The organism is Arenibacter sp. ARW7G5Y1 (assembly GCF_003201775.1).
Classification (GTDB): domain Bacteria; phylum Bacteroidota; class Bacteroidia; order Flavobacteriales; family Flavobacteriaceae; genus Arenibacter.
On the sequence record NZ_QJJZ01000003.1, the window covers coordinates 355,730 to 377,795 of the forward strand.

The 22,066-nt window shown below is 38.7% G+C and carries 19 protein-coding genes and 1 pseudogene; 8 read left to right on the top strand and 12 right to left on the bottom strand.

Features of this window, described 5'->3' with window-relative positions; all coding sequences use genetic code 11:
- Positions 1 to 104: 104 nt before the first annotated feature.
- From C7972_RS06705 to C7972_RS06715, 3 genes are all read right to left on the bottom strand, one after another.
- Positions 105 to 2,438 (bottom strand): TonB-dependent receptor, encoded by a 2,334-nt coding sequence (locus C7972_RS06705; protein ID WP_110355444.1) that lies wholly within the window; start codon positions 2,436 to 2,438, stop codon positions 105 to 107.
- Between the two features lie 380 nt (positions 2,439 to 2,818).
- On the bottom strand, positions 2,819 to 3,238 hold the full coding sequence (locus C7972_RS06710; protein ID WP_110355445.1) for a DUF1398 domain-containing protein: 420 nt from the start codon (positions 3,236 to 3,238) through the stop codon (positions 2,819 to 2,821).
- A 70-nt stretch (positions 3,239 to 3,308) separates the two neighbouring features.
- Positions 3,309 to 4,073, bottom strand: a complete 765-nt coding sequence (locus tag C7972_RS06715; protein WP_110355446.1) for a response regulator transcription factor — start codon at positions 4,071 to 4,073, stop codon at positions 3,309 to 3,311.
- A gap of 343 nt (positions 4,074 to 4,416) precedes the next feature.
- Here C7972_RS06715 and C7972_RS06725 point away from each other — a divergent pair, with 343 nt between their 5' ends.
- Positions 4,417 to 4,818, top strand: a complete 402-nt coding sequence (locus tag C7972_RS06725) for a response regulator (RefSeq protein ID WP_110355448.1) — start codon at positions 4,417 to 4,419, stop codon at positions 4,816 to 4,818.
- A 77-nt stretch (positions 4,819 to 4,895) separates the two neighbouring features.
- On the opposite strand, the gene C7972_RS06730 is transcribed toward C7972_RS06725, so the two are convergent.
- The 3 genes from C7972_RS06730 to C7972_RS06740 are packed head-to-tail and all read right to left on the bottom strand — an operon-like array spanning position 4,896 to position 7,557.
- Entirely contained in the window at positions 4,896 to 5,648 is a 753-nt protein-coding gene (locus tag C7972_RS06730) for a DJ-1/PfpI family protein (RefSeq protein WP_110355449.1), read from the bottom strand.
- A gap of 15 nt (positions 5,649 to 5,663) precedes the next feature.
- Positions 5,664 to 6,926 carry an NAD(P)/FAD-dependent oxidoreductase gene (locus C7972_RS06735; protein ID WP_181422836.1) on the bottom strand — a complete coding sequence of 421 codons (1,263 nt, stop codon included), beginning with the start codon at positions 6,924 to 6,926 and terminating at the stop codon, positions 5,664 to 5,666.
- A 58-nt stretch (positions 6,927 to 6,984) separates the two neighbouring features.
- Entirely contained in the window at positions 6,985 to 7,557 is a 573-nt protein-coding gene (locus tag C7972_RS06740) for a Crp/Fnr family transcriptional regulator (protein ID WP_110355450.1), read from the bottom strand.
- 496 nt (positions 7,558 to 8,053) lie between these two features.
- On the opposite strand from C7972_RS06740, the gene C7972_RS06745 reads away from it, so the two are divergent.
- From C7972_RS06745 to C7972_RS06755, 3 genes are all read left to right on the top strand, one after another.
- Positions 8,054 to 8,578: an RNA polymerase sigma factor gene (locus C7972_RS06745; protein ID WP_110355451.1), complete on the top strand. Its 525-nt coding sequence runs from the start codon at positions 8,054 to 8,056 to the stop codon at positions 8,576 to 8,578.
- A gap of 75 nt (positions 8,579 to 8,653) precedes the next feature.
- Complete coding sequence (locus C7972_RS06750; protein WP_258364786.1) at positions 8,654 to 9,013, top strand: hypothetical protein; 360 nt, start codon at positions 8,654 to 8,656, stop codon at positions 9,011 to 9,013.
- 194 nt (positions 9,014 to 9,207) lie between these two features.
- Entirely contained in the window at positions 9,208 to 9,426 is a 219-nt protein-coding gene (locus tag C7972_RS06755) for a hypothetical protein (protein WP_110355453.1), read from the top strand.
- 129 nt (positions 9,427 to 9,555) lie between these two features.
- Here the strand turns inward: C7972_RS06755 and cysI are convergent, their stop codons facing one another.
- The 6 genes from cysI to C7972_RS06785 form a co-directional block, all read right to left on the bottom strand.
- Positions 9,556 to 11,256, bottom strand: a complete 1,701-nt coding sequence (cysI, locus tag C7972_RS06760) for an assimilatory sulfite reductase (NADPH) hemoprotein subunit (RefSeq protein ID WP_110355454.1) — start codon at positions 11,254 to 11,256, stop codon at positions 9,556 to 9,558.
- 41 nt (positions 11,257 to 11,297) lie between these two features.
- A complete protein-coding gene (locus C7972_RS06765; protein ID WP_110355455.1) occupies positions 11,298 to 13,118 on the bottom strand; it encodes an assimilatory sulfite reductase (NADPH) flavoprotein subunit in 1,821 nt (606 codons plus the stop codon).
- 18 nt (positions 13,119 to 13,136) lie between these two features.
- Positions 13,137 to 13,772, bottom strand: coding sequence for a peroxiredoxin (locus C7972_RS06770; RefSeq protein ID WP_110355456.1), 636 nt, complete (start codon positions 13,770 to 13,772; stop codon positions 13,137 to 13,139).
- Between the two features lie 227 nt (positions 13,773 to 13,999).
- Positions 14,000 to 14,893, bottom strand: coding sequence for a LysR family transcriptional regulator (locus C7972_RS06775; protein ID WP_110355457.1), 894 nt, complete (start codon positions 14,891 to 14,893; stop codon positions 14,000 to 14,002).
- Positions 14,894 to 15,075: 182 nt separating this feature from the next.
- A complete protein-coding gene (locus tag C7972_RS06780) occupies positions 15,076 to 15,666 on the bottom strand; it encodes a TMEM175 family protein (protein WP_110355458.1) in 591 nt (196 codons plus the stop codon).
- Between the two features lie 100 nt (positions 15,667 to 15,766).
- The gene (locus tag C7972_RS06785) at positions 15,767 to 16,657 is read right to left on the bottom strand and encodes a pirin family protein (protein ID WP_110355459.1); all 891 of its coding nucleotides are present in this window, start codon (positions 16,655 to 16,657) and stop codon (positions 15,767 to 15,769) included.
- A 185-nt stretch (positions 16,658 to 16,842) separates the two neighbouring features.
- Here C7972_RS06785 and C7972_RS06790 point away from each other — a divergent pair, with 185 nt between their 5' ends.
- The 4 genes and pseudogenes from C7972_RS06790 to C7972_RS06805 form a co-directional block, all read left to right on the top strand.
- Positions 16,843 to 17,127, top strand: coding sequence for a fibronectin type III domain-containing protein (locus tag C7972_RS06790; protein WP_110355460.1), 285 nt, complete (start codon positions 16,843 to 16,845; stop codon positions 17,125 to 17,127).
- 400 nt (positions 17,128 to 17,527) lie between these two features.
- Entirely contained in the window at positions 17,528 to 17,827 is a 300-nt protein-coding gene (locus tag C7972_RS06795) for a hypothetical protein (RefSeq protein WP_110355461.1), read from the top strand.
- A 404-nt stretch (positions 17,828 to 18,231) separates the two neighbouring features.
- A complete protein-coding gene (locus tag C7972_RS06800; protein WP_110355462.1) occupies positions 18,232 to 18,639 on the top strand; it encodes a response regulator in 408 nt (135 codons plus the stop codon).
- Positions 18,640 to 18,824: 185 nt separating this feature from the next.
- Positions 18,825 to 22,055, top strand: a pseudogene (locus tag C7972_RS06805) (PAS domain S-box protein); the annotation flags it as partial.
- Positions 22,056 to 22,066 lie beyond the last annotated feature (11 nt).

Below are 22,066 nucleotides of genomic sequence, written 5' to 3' on the forward strand. Positions count from 1 at the left end.
AAGAATCGATTTTTTCATATCTAACTTTTTTTTGATGGTAAACAGCCCCTGGGCATAAACCCAAGGACTGTTGATCAACTAACTTAAACTAACTAATCAATTTTTTAAAAGCTATAGGTTATGGTTGCCCGTCCGTTGATTCCAGGTTCTGCCTGCCAATATAAATACGATCCATAATTGGCTCCGGCATAGAGGTATTCGTTCAATATATTGTTCAAATTAACCTGTACTCGCAGTTTATTGTTTTTCCATGATAGCGCTCCATCCAGTCGAAAATAGTTTGGAAGGTCAGATTGGCTATCCGCACCCCATGCCCATGTGGAACGATCTACTTGGTACTGATAGCCCAATGAGGCCCCAAAACCTTTAAACTTGGAAGTCTTGGCAAAATTATAGTTGAACCAACCGTTGGTAACATGTTTGGCATGACCTGCCACCCTTTGTCCTATGACGCTTTCATCTGTATTCTCTGTTATCTCAACATTGGTGTTGGCATAGTTCAATACTAGATTTAGTTCCGGTGTAAGTTGGCCTTGCAGGTCAAATTCAATTCCCTTGGACTGTACCTCGCCCAACTGGATGGAAAAATCTGGATGTTCGGGATCTGTTACCAGCACATTTTGTTTTGTAATCTGGAAGGCTCCTAAGGAGGTTTTTAGCATCCCATTAAAAAACGATTTTTTAATTCCCCCTTCAATATCATTGGCTTCAATGGGATTAAAGGTATCCCCGTTAAAGTCCACGCCATTGGCCGGTAGAAAGGATTGGTCGTACAATGCGTATGCCGTAAAGGAAGGTGCAATATCGGTACTTACACCTATCCTTGGTGAAAATTTGTTGTCCTGTTCCTCTTTGCCCCTGGTTACCAATTCGGTGTACCTACCTGCCAGGGTAATTCTAATTCTATCTTTCCATAAACCTATTTCGTCTTGGAGATAATAAGCCCTTAAGGTGTTGCCATTATAGGGTTCTCCCCCGTTTCGGTGTTGTATTGGAACCGATCGGTCGAAATTCAACGGAATTGAGTTGCCGTATATGGGATCGTAGATATTAAAAGGTGTTTGGTCTATGGCCACAGTATTTGAAAAGTCGGCCCAGTAATTTTTTTGGGTATAATCAAAACCACCTAAAATGTTATGCGATATGCTTCCTGTTTTAAAGTTGCCATAGAGATAGGTCTGGAAGTATTTTCCCACTGAAAGTGCATCCCATTGGGTAACCCGTCTATCGGCATCTCCTTCATCGGTAACAGACCATGCCCAGAACGATTGGCCTTCTTGGTTATAACGTAGATAGGCAAATTGGGTTTCAAAACCCCAATTATTGGAAAAATCGTGTTTTAAGTTGGTGAAAAAAGACATCTCCTGAATTTCGGATGCAGGGTAATGGGTATCGGTAAACTTAAAATTACGGTCCAAGCTTGCATACCCATCGGCTACAGGGGCAAATATATATGCGGAACCAATATAACTTTGTGCGTTTTGTAGGTTAAGTTCGGTGGTAATCCTGGTTCGCTTGGAAAATTTGTATGTTAAGGCAGGAGCAACTCCCCAACGTTCAGCCTTTTCATTACCTCTGTGGCTGTCGCCATTTTGGTATAGGGCATTGAATCGGTACAGCAATTTGCCATTTTCCGAAAGTTTTCCTCCCAAGTCGAAGGTTCCCCTATAAAAATCAAAACTTCCAGCACTCACCGAAACATTTCCTATAAATTCTTCAGAAGGTTTTTTGGTCACAACATTATAAAACCCACCTGGTTCACCGGCGGACATCATAAAACCTGACGGCCCTTTTACAAATTCTACACGGTCTACAAAGGCCATGTCTTCGGATAAGGGGCCCCACGAATCTTGAACATTTACACCATTTCTAAAAGCAGGTAGTCTAAAACCACGCATATTGACCCTGGCAAAATGACCCCAATGTTCCAACATCGTTACCCCACTTACATTTCTGATCACCCCGTCCATAATACTGGTCGCCTGTTGATCCTGTAATAGGGCAGCACTGATGACCTGTATATTTTGGGGCAGTTTGACTATTTCGGTCTTTAATCTAAGCGATATTGAGGGTTCCTTAGTAATGTATTTGTTTATATGTCCTTCTACGATTACTTCGTCTAGTTGTTCCTGTTTTTCCTGCAGCACAATATCGGGTAGTGTTTTAGTAGTATTGGCCGTTATATCCACCTTAAAGGATTGGCTCGTAAAACCTATATAGGTCGCCGTAATGGTATAACTTCCGGCCTCAATATTTTTAATTTGATATTCCCCCTTAGCATTTGTCATAGTTCCTATTCCCGAATCTGCTATCATGACATTTGCATTGGATATTGGTGTTTTTTCCTCGGTGACAACTTGGCCTTTGATGGTTGCAGTTTGGCCAAAAGTTCTCATTGCAACAAGGAGTAAAGCAATAAAGAATGTATTAATTTTCATTTGTTTTTATTTAGATTGATTAAAAATAGTGGCACAAATATATCTTGGGGAAATAAACCACGCAAGTTTATTTAGAATTATTTTAAATAAGAATTGTGTTAAAATGTTGGCGAAATCCTTTTTTCTGAAGAAGTGTTTTTTTGGGTTGATGCACTTAAAAATTAATGGGGAAAAAGGTGTGGGATTGGCATCTTACCGTGAGCATTACTGCCATTGTGGACTTATCCCCTATTCCAGATCATATTAGGGAGGTAGTATAAAAGCGTTTACGCCAAGGGGCCTCAGTTCGGCTTTTTGTTACGTCCGAAGCCATTGAACCGAGCAGAAAAAACAGCTTGTAAGTTTAAGGTAGGGGAATTTTAATATTGGGTTGGGCAATATCAAAACATGTCCTTACCCGGTATTTTCTCTACGAGAATATTGTTGCCCAAGCTGTCAAAGTAGGTACAGGTCATATTGGACATGCGCACTACCCATTTTAAAACACCTGAATGAGCTGCTTCTTTGCAAAAAGTTGAATAATCGCTGTTACCTTGTTGATGGGTTTTTAAGTAAGTGAGAAATTGTTCTTTATTGGGTGTTTTGGCAATGGATAAGGCATTATATTTTGGTAGTGATTTGATTTTGTAATCATTTTTACCAACATAGACGGTATGGCCATCCGTTACAAAAGTTTCGTAACGGATAACCCCTAACTCTTTTAGGTCTAGAATGTATTTAGGAAAGTCTGCCCCCGATTTTACTTTGCTATGGGCTTTAGTGATTTGTTCCAATGTGAGTTGTTGCTGTTGAGTTTTCACTAGATTTAAATTAAGTTACAGGACAAAGGTACATGGGTAGAAACCTCTGTAATTGTAAAAAATCGTTTTTCTACAACAAGCGTTTGAAATTTTCCGGGGTTTCCCCCGTAAACTTTTTAAAGTCCTTAATGAAGTGTGCCTGGTCGAAAAAATTACGCTGATAGCAAACTTCAGTAAGCAATTTTGTTTCTTTTAGATTGTCTATAACCGCATTGAAACGCACAATGGAAGCAAATTTTTTAGCGGTCGTTCCAACCACCTTCCTAAATCGCTTTTCAAAGGCACTTTGGCTTATAAATAGATTTTTGAGCAACTCCTTTATTCGGATGGTTCCGTTGGTTTCATAGATGAGCCTAATGGCTTCAATAATTAATTTGTCTATTACTATGTCCTGTTGTTGTGAAACTAAAAACTGCTCAATTATTTTTATTCGTTCTTTGTCGGTGTTGGCAATTCCCAATTTATCCTTTACTTCAATTACACTGTTTTTACAGAAAACATCCTCCGGGGAAATACTTAAATTAAAAAGTTCGTTTGCCGGATGTGATGCAAAATGGGTATATCCGGTTTCTGTAAAATAAACCAATACAGTTCCTGTGTCGGCCGAATTCTTAAAGATCTTATAGCCATCCGAAATTCCTGTTATGCCCGCTGAAGATAGTGCTATTTCCGAATAGTCTTTTAAGTTGGTAAGTTTCCCTTTGTATTGAAATCCCATGACAAGTCCGGTGGACGGAAAAACTTTATATTGGTTTTCCATTGCATTCTCGGACACTACAAAATATTTGATGTAGGGTTTTAGTGGATCCGAGGGAAGATATTTGTCAAATCTCATTCCATTGTGTATTGATACCTGCTACTTTAAATTCGCCACCCTAAATCTTGGCCCTTTTCCAACCCCATTTTATACACTAATATAATTTAAATTTTAAATCTTGGAGAATTAATGTTTTGGCATGGGCGTACCTATTAAACAGGATATTCCGGCCGTTTGGCGAATTTCTATTGGGTTAAGGTTCACTAGGCATACATTTAAATCCCAAGTAAAGCAAAATAGTAATTACTTGCAGATATTATTTGGGATGGATTTGAAAAATCGGGGATTTGATATTACAACACCGTACATAATGTCTGGTTGGAAATTGTCGATTTAATTTTAATTGGTATTGTAAATTAAAATGGAAGGAGAAACCTTGTGGATTATCGACGATGATATGGTATCACAGTTTGCCATGACCTACAAAATTGGACAATCGCATCCCAGCTACAAAATTACCACTTTTGATACGGTAGAAGAAGCCTTAGATAAGTTAAGAAATTGCAAGGAAGGGCAAATAGGATTTCCCGACAAATTATTATTGGACCTTGGTTTGCCGGTCTTGGATGGCTGGCATTTTCTGGGGGAGTTGGAAAAGATTGGCGGGAACGTTGGCCCGATCGACATATATATAGTTTCGGCATTTTCCAATTCAACGGACCGTAATCGCGCCAAATGTCATCCTTTGGTAAAAGACTATTTCCATAAACCCTTGAGTAAAAATGCCGTTGATAAAATTTTTACGGAGTGTAAAGATAACTGATGGTACAATTCCTGTTCTTTGGTGTTGTTTACAAAAGAAATATGATCCTTAAAGGCTTGAAACTTAATCGCCATTATTTAATGGCGCCAATTTTGAAGTCGATCAAGATATAGATAACCTTCTACAAACTCCCTATGTTGGGGTCCGGTCATTTTTTCCAATAGGTTGAGAGCGGTAATATAACTCGCCAAATTGCCGTTGGAGGAACTAAATTTTCCGTCTTCGACAAATGTTATCAAACTATCGTTCTGCACTTTTAGATTTGGATAATCCTTTTGTAACTGCTTGCCCCCTCCTATCCAGGTTACAATTTTAAATCCGTCGGCTATGCCCGATTTTCCTATTAATTGGGCTCCAGCACAATTGCTTACGGTATATAGTGTTTCCTTATTTTTCTCCCTTATAAAATCTACAATTTCTTCGTTATGCACCTGAGCGTACATGTCATAGGCACTTGGTACAAACAAGGCAGTGAGTTGGGGACAGTTTTCAAAAGTATAATCGGGAACAAACTGCATACCTTCTTCTGTTCTGATCGGATTGCTGGTTTCAGCAATGGTCACAACATTAAACAGCTGCTCTCCGTCCGAACTGGGTTTGGCAAAAACATCGGAGGTGGCAATGACTTCACTTTGTAGCACGCCGTTAAACATCAAAAGCCCAACAGTTGGCAATTCTGTTTTGTACGGTTTTAGGTGTTTCGTCAAGGTATCCGAGCTAATTTTTGGTTGCTCCAAATTAGCTGCTTTGGTACCGGATTTTGATTTGTCCATGTTACAACCAGCAAAAACGGCCAAAGTGATACATAATAAATTGAAATGCTTTTTCATATGGGTTTAACGAATTTACTTTTTTTCGTTTGGTTTTATGATCATTCTAAAGTATTGATCTTTATAGATGTAGTAGCCAATCCAGTTTACCAAGGTGCGAAACCTATTTTTAAAATTCACCAATCCCATGATATGTACAAAAATCCAAATAAGCCACGCTATAAAACCTTTTATGAAATACTTTTCCTCCGGCAAATCAAAAACGGCCTTATTCCTGCCAATAATTGCCAATGAACCTTTGTTTTGGTATTTGAAAGGCGTCCACTTGCCTGGTTCTCCCTCCAAATTATGGGCTAGGTTTTTGGCCTGTTGTATTGCTGGTTGGGCCAATTGGGGATGGCCTTCAGGATAGTCCTTATCCCCAAGAACCAACGCACTATCCCCCAAGGCATAAATGTTATCGTATCCATTGACCAGATTAAAACTATTTGTTTTTAATCTTTTTCCCTTTCCAAAACTTTCCAAGGAAAATCCAGTAAATGCCTTTGCCGTTACCCCCGCTGCCCATATTAAATTTTTGGATTCAATGCTGCTGCCGTCCGATAGGAGAACAACATCATCCTGGAAATCTTTTACCAAACAATTGAGTTTTATTTCCACACCCAATTCCATTAGCTTAGTGTGTGTATATTTTTGTGAATTTTTTGACATGGTGCTCAAAACGGTATTTTGCCCATCTATCAGATAAATTTTCCCTAAATCACTTTCGTTCAATTCAGGATAATCTTTCTTTAAAATGGAGGGTTTCATTTCGGCCAAAATACCGGATAGCTCTACCCCTGTTGGTCCGGCCCCCGCAATTACAAATGTCAATAACTTTTTTCGCTCTTCCGGGTCCTCATGTCTTGTAGCCCGGTCCAAACGGGTAAGTATAGTGTTTCGTAGGGTCAGGGCATCACTTATGGTTTTCATGGGCAAACTATATTTTTCAATATTTTTGTTGCCGAAAAAACTACTTTCCGTACCCGTGGCCATGACTAAAATGTCATATTGCAATTCTCCATTGCTCAACAATATTTTGTTTTCACCGGGAACCACCTCCATTAAGCTTCCGAGCCGAAAGCGCACATTTTTAAAATTCCTCAATATTTTTCTGAAAGGGTAACTAATGGCGGAAGGTTCCATAAACCCTGTGGAGACCTGATAGATTAATGGTGGAAAAAAATTATAATTATTTGCATCCACCAAAATGGTGTTGTACTTGGATGAATTTCCAATGCCTTTGATCAATTCCAAGCCTGCAAAACCTCCCCCTACAATTACGACCGTTTTTTTCATTGTGTCCAATTTAGGATACAAAGGTCTTGGATTCTTCCCTAATAATACTTGAACTGGTTCAAGAAATATTTTTTCTTTTTAATTTACTTATATATTCCGTAGACAATCCTAAAAAACTTGCCACTAAATATTGGGGGATATTGTTTACAAAATCAGGAAAGGACTCCCTAAATCTAAAATAGATATCCTCCTTGGAATAAATAAAAAGATATTTTATACGGTTTAGGGAGGCACCGTATGCAGTTTGATATATTTTTCTGAAATAGGTTTCCATTTTTGGAAATCGCAGCAGTAACTCCTCTTCTTGGCTACGCCTTAGGTGAAGTATGGACGAGGCTTTGACTGCTTGAATATAGCACTCGGAATCGCTATTGTTATGATAGGCCAAATAATCTGTAATCCACCAATTCTCGATGGCAAATTGTAAAGTTTGTTCTGCTCCCCCCTCCTCTACTATGTACAGTTGAAGACATCCACTTAAAACAAAGTAGTGACCAAGGGATTGGCCTCCAGGTTGGTAAAGTAGCTCTTTTTTTTTGACCTTTTGCTTCTCGAAAAACATAGCTATTTCCTGAAACTCTACTTGGTCAATAGCGGTATACCTATTGATATGCTCAAATAATTTTTGCATATTATTTATTACATCGACCAAAGTTAGTAATATTACTTCGTATTCTTTGATTCATATTGAGTTTTCCCGACTAGCCTATAAACCTAAATTTAGTTGGGGCCGTTATGGATTGGAACCTAAAATACCGGGTATCTCAAGCGGTTTTGATTACCATCCTGTGTAAACCGATATTTAACTTGGGATATTTTGTTGCCCAAATAATTTACATTGCGGTTATGGATATGGTAATCCATGAATAATACCCTTAAAACACAGAAAGGAATTGGTTTTTTCATTTTATCAATTTTTAGCTATTACTGAAACCAATAACAACGCAAAGTTAAACTTGGTTTTATATCCACGATAATTGAAAATAAATTATGTCTTTTTAATAGTTGTTTATTTTATAGGATTCCCTTCACTTGGATTTTTTTTAAAATAAACCGCTTTAAAATGCAATAGATTAAAAAACTTGCGTCTTCTTTAACAAAGACCCCTTAAAATAGGTTTTAACAATTTGGAATCAGAAAACAGTACAAAGCTGAAAGATTTTTTCGGAAAGGAATATGATTCTCTCAGGAGGTATGTGGCCACAAAAATAAGTGACACTGCCAATCGGGATGCAGAAGATATTATCCAGGATGTTGCTTTAAAACTATTTTCAGGGGCGGATAGATATGCACCAATAAATAATGTAGCTGGATTTGTCTATAAATCAATAAGAAATAGAATTATCGATGTAATGCGGACTACAAAAAATACCAATTCCGTGGACATGGATAACAATCTAGTGGACTTGGTAGATGTAATGCACCAAGTGGCCAATAGCTATTCCTCGGAGGAAACGGTGCTGTTATTAAAAAAATGTATAGATCAATTAAAACCTGTGTACAAGGACATTATCATCGCTGTTGACTTTGAAGGGTATTCCTATAAGGAAATATCCAATCAAACCGGGATTTCTACAGGTACGCTAATGTCCAGAAGACATAGGGCCCTTGGAATACTTTATACAAAAATTGAACAAAAAATAATTAGATAAACTTAAAATCATTGAACCATGACAAATTTTTTCACTCATAAATTCAGGAAAAAATCCCCTATTAAAATTATAGGCATGATTTTTTTTGGCACCATTGCCATCGTAGGATTGGCCATTTTATTTGGTTTTGTTTTAATGTGGTTATGGAATTGGTTAATGCCGGAACTATTTGGATTGACCACAATAACGTATTGGCAGGCTGTGGGGCTGTTCATTCTTTTAAAGATACTTCTTGGAGGGTGCGGTGGTAGCGGTAAGAAAAAATCCTCCAAACATTCCGGAAGGGCATGTAAAAAGGAATCAGGGACCGATTTCTCAAAATGGAAACACTATGATAAATTTTGGAAAGAGGAAGGTAACAAACACTTCAAGGACTATTTAAACAGACAGTCCAATCCTCCGCAGCAGAACGACCCAAAGTCAGATTTGGAATAATAAATGGTATTAAACCTCAGGGCAGGCCTGTTTGCCGACAAAGGCAGGCCCTGAACCCAATAATAGGAATCGACCCTAGGGTCGAGGTATTAAACCTAGATCCCGCTGAAAATGGCGGGATTAGTTCAACTTGCAATTTTAAGTGCGTCTTACTGACTTCTCAAAATTGAGTTTCACTAATAAAACTTATTATAATGGAATTGCTCATATTTCAAACAGATATAAAATCTAAAAAAAAGGTAAAATCCCTCAAACCGGTATTAAATCATCATAGTGATATTATTAATTGGTCCATAGACCTTGAGGACATAGACAACGTTCTAAGAATTGAGGCCACTTCTAATCTATTGGAAGAAGAAGTGATCGATTTGGTGAAAGTTAAAGGCTTTTACATTAAAGCACTGTCGGACTAAGAATTTTTGGAATAGACCATATAGACTCTAATAATTATCTGCCGGGTTAGGTTTGCTTACCTAAATTTGTTACGTATACAGTAATGACAGGTCTAAAAAAATCCCAACCCGGTTTTATAAATAAAGTAATTAATTCAGTACCCGTATTGGTCGCTTGTTGGGTTCAACTATTTTTTTTCTAATTACAAAGTCGCCAAAATGCTCCTCCCTTAACCTGTCCTTTGCATAGGCCACAATAATTGGTTCCAGTTCCCTTAGAATGTCTTCTTCAGATAACATTTCCTTGTATAGGGAATTCAATCGGTCACCGGTATGGCTCGCTCCCAAATACATGTTGTATCTCCCAATGGCCCTACCCACAAAACCTATTTCTCCCAGTGATGATCGCGCACAGTTATTTGGACATCCTGTCATCCTGATGTTGATTTCTTCCTTACCTAGACCATTATTTTGCATCATTACTTCCAGTTTATCAATTAGGGAAGGGAGGTAACGTTCTGCTTCGGCAAAAGCCAATCCACATGTGTTCAAGGCTACACAGGCCATAGAGCTCTTGCGTAGTCCTGTAAGTTTGGGATGGTTATTAACGCCATTCAGTTCCAATATAGTTTCAATATCTGCCCTTTTATCTTCCTCTACATTTCCAATAATGAGATTTTGGTTTCCTGTTAAGCGGAAATCCCCTGTGTGGATTTTGGCAATTTCCCTGATGGCCCTTTTCAATCGATAATCACTTTCATCCCTAATCCTCCCATGTTCTACAAACAAGGTATAGAACCATTTGTTGTTGATGCCTTTTAGCCATCCATATTCATCTCCATTTGATTTAAATAGATAGGGTTTAGGTTTTGGGAGGTTCCAACCCAATCTGTTTTCAAGTTCCGAAACAAACCATTCCAAACCCCTGTCGTCTATGGTATGTTTTAATCTCGATAATTTACGGTTAGATCGGTTTCCATGATCCCTCTGTATGGCAATAACGGTTTTAGCTACCTCAAACACCTTTTCTTTAGGGGCATAACCAATAACATCGGCCAGTCTTGGATAAGTTTCCTGAACCCCGAAGGTACTTCCCAATCCTCCTCCTACACAAATATTGAATCCTATCACTTTATTGTTTTCCTCAATGGCAATGAGACCAAGGTCGTTGGCAAAAACATCAATATCATTATTGGGCGGTATGGCTATGGCTATTTTGAATTTCCGCGGAAGGTAAGTGTGATGGTACAAAGGTTCGAAATCCGGCGTTCCCGCCACTTTTTCCTTATCTAGCCAAATTTCATGATACGCAGTTGTTTTGGGAAGAAAATAATTGCTTATTTCCCCTGCAAGTTTGTACACTTCATCATGAATAGGTGACTGATAAGGGTTCGGATTGCACATAACGTTCCTGTTTACATCTCCACAGGTAGCTAGGGTGCTCAGCAAGGTATCATTGACTGCCTGTATAGTGGGTTTCAGACCTCGTTTTAATATCCCGTGAAATTGAAATGACTGTCGGGTAGTTAATTTAATAGTACCATTGCCGTAGGTGTCGGAAAGTTCATCCAGGGTCAACCATTGTTGAGGGGTAGTTACCCCTCCTGCCGCTCTTACCCTAACCATAAATTGGAACAGGGGTTCCAATTTCTTCTGCTTTCGTTCACTCTCCGTGTCCCTATCGTATTGCTGATACGAACCGTGGTATTTTATTAGCTTAACATCATCGGGAAGTAAAGCCCCGGTCAAAGGATTTTTAAGGCTGTCCTTTATGGTTCCCCTGAGAAAATCGCTCTTGTCCTTGATATGTTCATCTTCCGATAATTGTTTGTCATTCAACTGTTTTTCCATAAAAATAATTTACGGCACATTACGTTGCACCTAGAGTTACCCTAATAAATATCTGCTTGATATCGATTGGCAATTTGAAGATTTTTAACATATTCCTCTGCCTTTTCAATTGTGACCCCCCCCTGATGTTGAATAATTTGCTTTAAGGCAATATCTACGTCCTTGGCCATTTTTTTCGCATCACCGCAGACGTAGAAATGTGCTCCATTCTCCAGCCACTCAAACAATTCCTTGCCGTTCTCCAACATTCTATGCTGTACATAGTGCTTTTGTTCCTGGTCTCTGGAAAAGGCAACATCTGCTTTGGTCAACACCCCTTCCTTCAAATATTGTTGCCATTCTGTTTGATACAGAAAATCCGTAGTGAAATTGCGATCGCCGAAGAAAAGCCAGGAGGGTCCTTTTTTTTCCAATACTTCCCTTTGTTGCATAAACGCCCTAAAGGGTGCCACCCCAGTTCCCGGACCAACCATGATTATGGGAGCTTCCGGATTTTTAGGAAGCTTAAACCGGGTGTTTTTATCCACAAAGATTTTTACCTTGTCCCCTATCTCAAGCCTATCTGCAAGGGTCGATGAACATTGTCCGTCTTTATTTCTCCCAAATGCATTATAGCGTACAACGGACACCAACAGATGAACTTCATCCTCTACCACTTCCTGTGCCGAAGCAATGGAATACATTCGTGCATTATTTTTTCGCAAAACAGAAATCAACTCTTCTGAAGTTAATTTATAGGGCTCCTCGCTTATTAGATCCAAGAAATCACGCCCTAAAAGGTATTCCCGAAGTGCATTTTTGTCCAGAAGTATTTTCTTTAACCCCTCATTGCCGGTTAATTCGGCATAGTCGGAAAGAGTGTTTTTTGATAGTGGGGTAAGTTCATAGTTATATGTAAGTGCGTTATATAAGGATTTGCTGCCGTCAAAGGTGTCCACCTCTACCTCCCCTGATAAATTGGTGGACTCCAAAACCGACTTTACAAGTTGCGGGGGATTGGCTCCATATACCCCCAATGCATCGCCAGGCTCATATTTAATTCCAGATCCCTCCAAATCCAGTTCCAGGTGAATCGTTTCTTTGGAAGACCCTTTTCCATTTAGATTGATCTTCTCCAGAATGGTGGCTTCAAAAAGATTTTTTCTGGAATATGGGGATCCGTTGATAGCCTTATTCGGAAGCTCTTGAATTTGGACTGTCGAATTTTGGCCATTGCTCTCCACGATGGTACCTAGAAACTTCTCTTGCCATGCCTCAGCCTCCTCAGTATAGTCTACATCGCAATCTTGGCGAGGAACAATTTTCTGGGCACCCAATTTTTCCAGTACAGTATCAAAATCCTTCCCGGTCTGGCAAAAGTCAACATAACTGCTGTCACCGAGGCCCAAAACTGAAAATTGTACGTGGGCGAGGTTCGGCGCCTTCTTGCTGTGTAGGTAATTGTAAAAGTCCTCGGCCTGTACCGGGGGTTCCCCTAATCCATGGGTACTCACGATTATTGCCAACTTTTTTACGCCCTTGAGTTCCCTTGTTTTGAAGGAAGCCATATCAGAAATCACAGTATCAATTCCCATGTCCTTGGCCCGTGCATGGAGGTTCTTGGCCAAGGCTTCACTATTACCTGTATGGCTCCCGTAAAGGATATGCAGTTTTACTGCTTTAGGTTCATGATCAACATTTGATTCCGAACCTATGGATAGACTACTCGCGGTGGCTTTATTCAAAGAGGTTTGGATAATCCCCTCAAAATACCCACTAAGCCATTGTAGTTGTCCGGAATCGAGTCCTGACAATGCTATATCAAGTTTTCCTGCTTGCTCATCGTTGAACGGCCCCCTATCCAATCCTTTTTTAAGTTCCATACTATTGAATAATTTAAATTATTTGTTAGGTTGGGGAGTATATCTCAAATAAGGTTTTATAACGCGATGACCTTTTGGATATTTGGCTTCGACCTCTTCTTGTTTAACTCCTGGTGGAATAATTACGTCCTGTCCAACTTCCCAATCCACCGGAGTGGCAACATTGTGATCTGCAGTAAGTTGTAGGGAATCGACCACCCGAAGAATTTCGGTAAAATTTCTCCCCGTAGAGGCAGGGTAGGTTATAATTGCCTGTACCTTCTTTCCTGGACTAATAAAATACACAGACCTTACAGTGGCAGAGGTAGATGCATTTGGGTGGATCATATTATACAGGGTCGATACATTTTTATCGGTATCCGCTATAATGGGGAAATCAACGTTACAGTTTTGGGTTTCGTTGATGTCCTTTACCCAGCCATTGTGCGAATCCAGGTCATCAACACTTACCGCAAGTACCTTGGTTTTTCTTTTTGCAAATTCTTCCTTTAACTGTGCGGTCCTACCTAGTTCCGTTGTACATACAGGGGTGTAGTCTGCCGGATGTGAATATAGTATTCCCCAACTGTTTCCCAGCCATTGGTGAAAATCTATTTCCCCCTCTGTGGTCTGGGCATTAAAATTTGGTGCATCGTCTCCAATTCTCAAACTCATACTTATATATATTTAAAATTAAACTTCCAAACAGCATGTCAGAGTTAAGGCTGTCTTTCCGGTACAAATCTACAGGGGTTTACTCCCAATTGCCAATTGAATATATTAATTTACAATAACCTCAGGTTATAGGGTTCTAATAGGAAAGCGTGATATTTGAATAAAAAAATAGGCAATATAGGCGAATACAAAGGTTTGGTATTCACTTGATTTACAAAACCAAATAATTATATATTATGGTTTCGACTTAAAAATTGCATCAATAATGCCGACAGACCTCCTTCGGGACCTTGGGGCGTTATAAAGTAGAAATGCCTATGGATAGGGAGTTTTTTTATTTCTATAATCTTCAATGCACCACTTTTAAGTTCCTTTAAGACGGCATGTAGGGAAACGAATGCCATGCAATCCGAGTGTTGTAGATAGGATTTAATGGCTTCGGTACTGCCTAATTGCATTTCCACTTTAAGGTCGGCCAAGCGGATTCCTTTTTGCCTTAAGGCATCGGCAACCACTTCCAAGGTTCCTGATCCAGGTTCTCTTAAGAGTAAGGGTATCTCTTTAAGGTTTTCCGGTCTTATCTCTTCTTTTGAGGATAATGGATTTTTACTGCCGCATACCAGTACGATCTCATCTTTTAAAAATGGGGTGTAGTGGATTTCACGTCTTTTGGATTTGCCCTCCACAACTCCAAGTTCTATGTTCTTTTTAAGAAGGGCTTGCTCTATTTGTTCCGAATTGCCACTTAGCAGCTCCACCTTCACATCTTGGTGAATGCTGTGGAACCTGGCTAGGAGCGGAGGTAATATGTATTGCGTAATGGAAGTGCTGGAGCCAACATGTAAAACCCCTTTAAAGGCCTCATTGAACTCGTTTAGGTCAAATTCTATTTGCCGGTAGATCTCCTGAATGTTCTCGGTATGTTTTAGAAGTACTTCTCCTGCGGGTGAAAGCACGACCCTATTCCCCCTTCTATCAAAAAGCGCAAGATTAAATTGACTTTCCAGTTCCTTTATATGTTTGGTTACTGCAGGTTGGGATATCAACAATTCTTCCGCGGCCTTAGTAAAATTAAGCCTTCTAGCAACAGTATAAAAAACTTTTAGACGAAAATCGAACATATACAATATTACTCATATTTTTAGAACGGAAAGCCCAATAGGGAAAATTCTGGTTGCAACCCTATAAGATTGCCACGAGAGGGTGATGGCGACAGCAACGAAAAATAATCACAAAGCATTACCACTGAGTTACCAATGAATAAGGTTTTATACTTCAAAAAAGGGGGTCCAAAATGGATTCTTTAAGCCTCCCCTTGTTCCATAAATTCTTCCAAACGACGCTCCGGCATTAGCCAGATAATTGCAACTATAACAAAACAAGTAATGGATAGCCAGGTGTTTAGGTATGCCAATGGTAATGCCAAGATATACAAAGTTGTAGACAGGTAAACCTTCCATTTCACTTTGGGCAGTCTGTTTAAAGCGAAGTGGTCATCATGATACTTGATCAATACCCCTTCTAAAATAAAATAGGCGACCGCACACATTAATAGGATAAAACCATAGGTGGCAACGGGTAAAGACTCTTTGTAATGGTGATGCTCTCCTACCCAACTGGTGGTAAAGGGTATCAAGGACAACCAAAATAACAAATGTAGATTGGCCCAAAGGATCTTGCCGTTTACTTTTTGCGTTACATGCATTAAATGGTGATGGTTGTTCCAATAAATGCCTACATAAATAAAACTCAATAAATAACTAATGAAGACAGGGGCCACTTTTAAGAGTTCGCTTAAATTTACTTCTTCCGGCGCCTTCATTTCCAAAACCATTATGGTTATAACGATGGCCAAAACCCCGTCACTAAAAGCTTCCAATCTTCCCGTTTTCATATAGTTTACTAGTTTGGTCGTTATAATTATAAGTACTTAAAGTACCATTTCCTCCTATTTAATTAGCATTTGCCTATTACTTTTAATAACCAAGACCCAATTATTTTGACTTAAATGGTCTGGTAGGTGGTAATGGTACCCGTATGGTTTCATTTGGAACCTTAGGGAAACTATCGTTTCTCCAATCTGACTTGGCCTTTTCAATCAAAGCTTTATCCGAGGATACAAAGTTCCATTCAATAAATCGTTCCTCAGGAAATGCCTCACCACCAAATATGTAAACTGTTGTATTCGCTTCCATTTCGAAAGAGCATAAGTTGCTATCCTTGGCTATTAGAATCTGTTTGTTTTGATAGGTGTTACCTTCAGAAGTAATGGACCCTTCCAAAATATACAAGGCACTTTCACCAAAAAGATGTTCACCTATAGTAACAAGTTTTGCCTCCTCGGATTTAACTTCTATAAAATAAAGTGGACTGTAAACCGGCACTGGAGAGCTTTTGCCAAAAGCGGTCCCGGCAATTAATTTAAAGCTAATACCATCTCTTTCCCAAGTAGGCAAGCTACGGGCATCCAGATGTACAAAAGACGGTTCGCATTGTTCATTTTCCTTAGGAAGTGCCACCCATATTTGCAGCCCATGTATTTTTTTTGCTTTAGGCCTCAAATAATCAGGGGTTCTTTCTGTATGGACAACTCCCTTCCCTGCGGTCATCCAATTTACCGCCCCTGGTTTTATTTCAACTGCAGTGCCCAGACTATCCCTGTGGAAGACCGAACCCTCAAACAAATAGGTAAGCGTTGATAGGCCAATATGAGGATGCATGTCCACATCCATATTCTCATTGGGTTTTAGATGTGCAGGCCCCATATGATCAATAAAAATAAACGGTCCTACCATACGCTTTTGTCGGAATGGCAATAAACGACCTACCATAAAATTGCCGATGTCGGCAGCGCGCTCTTCAATAATGAGGTTTATATTGGACATGGTCTCTTTTGGGTTATTCCCTTCAATAGGGATGATATCAATCAGTTAAAATATATTTTTTATTATTTGTACCACCTCTAAAGTTATAAAAAAAGCTTCTTGCTTAAAACTCTTTTTCCCATAATACCTAAATCCTTCCATGGGCCGGTCCATTCATTATAAATTCTGATGGGATTTGGGATTTATTGAACCATGAGTATGAATATGATAACTATAAGCTCGATAATAAAAAAAGTAGCAACACCCAAGATAGGTATTTGGGAGTAGATCTTACTCGACCCGATGTTGAGGTTTCAACCAAATCGGATTTTAGCACTACTGTTTCTGGTTATAACAAGAAGGAAGTTAGTGGAATTTCTGTTGCCGTAAGTAGCTTGACCACTAAAACCAAGTATTATGTTAGGGTTTATACCGTAAAAGGTACCGATGTGTCCAAACCATCTGCCGTTAAGGAAATTACAACTAGTTGATTGTTTTAGAGTGCTTTAGTAAGAGGCTGCCAGGGAATGGCAGCCTTTTTTTTTACTGGATAATATTATTTTCAATATTGAATATACAAGTTGAATAAAAATTATACTTAATGAAATTGAAGTCCAAGGTTTAACACGACGCCATTATGTTTCACTTGTAAATGAATTATAACAGGGCCAAATATTTTTGGTGTTGGTGGATATAATCTTTATTTCATCATTAAATAAGATATCAATAGACAGTTGTTTTATGATGGTGATCCAATTCTGCCCCAATATGACCTTGGTATTGTAATTGGTCTTTTTAAAATGAAACATATCGAAAAAGTATTGATATCTAATGAATTAAGGCATTATTTGAATTTGCTTACTTAATATATCAATAGTAAATCATTTAATTGTGGAAAAAGAAAATTCCGGTTTTTTTGAATATACCAAACACTACAAAGCAATTTCTTTTAACGTAAAATATTACTTTAGGACCAATGATTTCCGGGAATTATTTTTTACGGCCCAACCCTTGGACAGAATGGAATCTACCGGAGATTTCCTGTATGGGAAGATCGATAGGGATTTTAAATTACAGATAGGGATAAAGGAATTCCAAATTATAATGTCCAAGGAATTGCATGAACGGATGGGGACGCTTTACGAGGAAATCCGAAATGAATATGTCCGATTTATCAATAAAAACCTATGAATTACTTGGATTAAACTAGCATAATCCAATAATGGATAGTCTTAATATAACCAATGTTTTCTTTTGGCATATGGCCATGACCGGGCTTCCACTGTATTTTTTTATCGAGCCTTTTTTACTTCCTTTTTGTTATTATGTTTGGATGCCCAATAACAAATGTCCACTTTAGCGTAGCATTCCCTTAAAAACTATGAGAATATGGGCTATAGAGCGGTGATTTCCAATATCTCAATTTTACTCCTTATTTGAAACTAACATACACACTTCCAGTGATTTGATGGTGCTATGCCATAAAGAATTAAAAATTTAACAGAATTTAACCTAAACTATTACGAGTATTATAGAATAAAAAGGCGATTTCGTTGTTAAAGAATAATACCCAAATCCAATAGAATTTTAACCTTATGAAAATAAAAAATGTGCTGTTGATTGAAAACTGTGATATGGATGCCATTTTAATCAAAGAATCCCTACAGGAAAATGGTGAAATTTGTAACATTCACACATTGGAAGACGGATTTGAAGCTGTGCTCCAAATCCAAAGCCTTTTAGAACATAATAGTATTGAAGTACCCGATTTGATTATTGCCAATGAAGATCTGGTAATGATCAATGGGGAAAATATAATTTCCAAAATGAAGGGCTTGAGTAATTTTTATATCCCCGTAATTATTTTGACTTCCGGGGGCGATAATGACCCTCCCCAATTTAATGGACAAACTTGTTGCTTTATAAATAAACCCTTGGAGGTTCAAAAGTTTATAGGCACTTTCAGGGACATCAAAAATAATTGGTTGACCGCTATCAATTAGATCAATGTTGTTTAAACGAACCAACTAATTTCAGGCAAAGGATTTCTAATCCATTGCAATTCATTTAATTTTCTTATGCACCAGCTATTTAAAGCTTCGTTGAGTTCTGGGTTTATTGGGATTAAACCCAAAAAACAGAAAGAGGCTTAATTTAAAGTTGACTTGGAAATATATAGTATAGATTGATGTATTGTACCAGTGTTGAATTTCTTCCATCATATCCAAGCTTGGAACTAGGGGATAATATTTCCGAGGATATCTGCCATTTGGCTACCTTTATTTTCGATTCCCCTACGGCAAGTACAGCATTACTGAAATTACCTGACAACCTTTCCGCCCATTCCAATTTAGATAGTGATGCCTGCAAAGTTGAAATACTAGTTTGGGAACACATCCAATCTAGGTCCAATGAATTGCTCGTCTTGGATGATATTCCAAATGATCTGTATATTCGGACTGAAATTGAAACAATATCCCCAGAATTTCCGTCTATTTTGATCGTGGTCCCCATTCATGACAGGAATGGAGGTCTATTGGGTATCTTGTGTATTTATGATAACCATAATAAGGAATTAAGCAAGAAACAAAAAGCTGGACTCAAGGTGCTGGGCAAACAGGCAGGATTACTTGGTACAGCCTTAAACCCTTTGGTTAAAATTAAAAATCAAGGGACCTTTGTAGACAATAAAGATATTTCCATTGGAAACTTTTTGGAGGCCAATGGCTCCGTTCTATGGAGGTTTAACAATATTACAGGCAATCTATGGTTTGGTAATGTTTTCTTCGATATTCTAGGATATAGCGAGGACGAAATCCATCTTGACACCCTTGCAAATTGGCTTGATGTGGTGTATTTTTTTGATCAAGATAAAGTATATAGGAAATTCCAATCCTGGATTGAAAATGATTTGATGGATGACGAATTGGAATGTAGACTTGTCCATAAGTCCGGGGATATTGTTTTTATTAATATTAAAGTGCTTACTGTCAAATATGGGAAAACCGGTTCTGTTTGTGAATTGGAAGGTGATATACAGAACATAACATCACAAAAAAAAGTTTGGGAGCAAATAGAACTAATACACCCAAAATACACATCCGTAATCCAAGCGGGTTATGATTGGCTTTCCATCGTTGATTTGAATGGCGACTATACCTATTCAAATTCCTCTTGGGAATTTGGGCTGGGATATACATCGGACGAGTTGATCGGGAAGAATATATTTGGTAATGTACACGATTCCGATAAGAAAAAGGTAAAATATTATTTTTCCAAGTTTATCAAAAATGAACCCTTTGTTTCCAGGCCATTTCGGTTTCAACATAAAAGTGGTAGCTGGAAATGGTTGGAAATATTGATGGTCAATTTGAATGATGACCCAATGATTCAAGGTGTCGTCATCAACGCGAGGGACATTACGGATAGAGTGTTGATCAACAAGGAAATAAAGGCTTCCGAGGAAAAGCACCGTTTACTTTTCAATAGTAGTCCCTATCCTAAATATATTCTTGAACAGGAGAGCTGTAAAATTGTAGATGTAAACGATGCCATGGTGGAATTTTATGGATATTCCAGGGCCGAATTACTTCAAATGAACGCTAAGGATTTAAGGCCCAAGGAAGAAATCGGGGCATTAATGAAGGGGCTGGATGAGTTTCAATTGCAAAGGGGAAACCGCAACTACGGAATCTTTATCCACAAAAAGCGAAATGGGGAATTGGCAAAAATGGAAGTTGTAGGACAGCATATAAGTATAGACGGGGTACAGTGCATCCTGGCCACTTGTACGGACGTGACAGAGAAGGAAGAGTATTTAAATAGGCTAAGACATTCCGAGCATAAGCTTAAGAAGGCCACGGCCATAGCCAAATTGGGTTATTGGTCAATCGATTTGGAGACTATGTCATTAAACTGTTCCGAAGAAGTTTATAGGATTTGGGAAAGAAAACCGGAATCCTTTAAGCTGAACCACAAATCCATTATGGAAACCATCCACCCAAATGATAGGGAACTATTTGCCAAGGCAAACGAAAAGGCCTTCACCCAACATAAAAAGTATGACCATGTTTATAGAATAATACTTCCCGATAATTCTATAAAGTGGGTTCGTCAATTGGGACAACCCGATTTGAAAATGGATGGGAAGCCATCCAAATTCGAGGGTACGATCCAAGACATTACACAACAAAAAAAGGAAGAGCATCAGTTAAGATTATTGGAGTCGGTAGTAACAAATACCAAGGATGCGGTTTTGATCACAGAAGCGGAGCCATTGGATGAGTCGGGTCCTAGGATATTGTATGTGAATGAAGCGTTTACAAAAATGACCGGATATTCGGCCGAAGAGATGATCGGTATTTCCCCGGAAATTCTAAGGGGCCCAAAAACCGATAAAAAGGAATTGAAAAAGTTAAGCACAGCCATACAGCGATGGGAGTCTTGTGAAGTAACTATCATCAACTATAAAAAAGGTGGAGAGGAATTTTGGGTCAACTTTTCAATAAGTCCGGTTGCGGACGAAAAAGGGCGGTTTACACATTGGATATCCATTGAACGGGATGTTACGGTTGAAAAAAATCAGGAAATATTAAATAACTTGATGATCGATATAAGCCTCATCTTCGGTCATGAAAAGTATTTAATGCAGAGTATAAAAAGTGTTCTGGATTATTTGGTTGATTTTGGAGGCTTCACGCTTGCAGAAATATGGTTGCCCAACTCCGAGAATAATCAATTAAAACCTTCCGGCGAATACAATATTGTTAGGGCCGATAAACAATTCCAAGACCCTTTTGGACATGAAGGGGCATTGGAATCCTTAGAAGAATTGGCCGGTATTATTGGGGAGAATCAACGTATTGAAGTATGGGATTTAAAGAAACTGAAGGGTTCGGACAGTCAAAAAGCCATGTCTATTCCCGGAACGGAATGTGTTATCGGAATCCCTTTGATTCACAATGAAAATTTTATAGGGGTACTTCTCTTGGGTACAGGACATGAATTGGATTCCCATTTGTATTGCAGTGAACCGTTTAAGGAAGTTGCCAGACATTTGGCAGCTGAGATTAAACGTAAGCACATTGAAACAGAATTGGAACATGTTTTTAATTTTGCCCCGGATATTCTATGTAAAGCCGGAAAGGATGGATACTTTAAAAAAATCAATCCGGCGGCCTCCAAGCTTTTGGGCTATTCTGAAGAGGAGTTGCTATCCAAAAAAATAATGGAATTTGTACACCCTGAGGATCGGAATAAAACCAGGGACAAACAATTGTTTTTATATGAAGGAAAATCCTATAAACATTTTGAGAATCGCTACATCAGTAAAAATGGGGAAACAAAATATTTAAGTTGGACAGCTAGGTCCAGTGAAGAGGAAGGGGCCGTGTTTGCCGTGGCAAAAGATGTTACGGAGTTCAGGGAGCT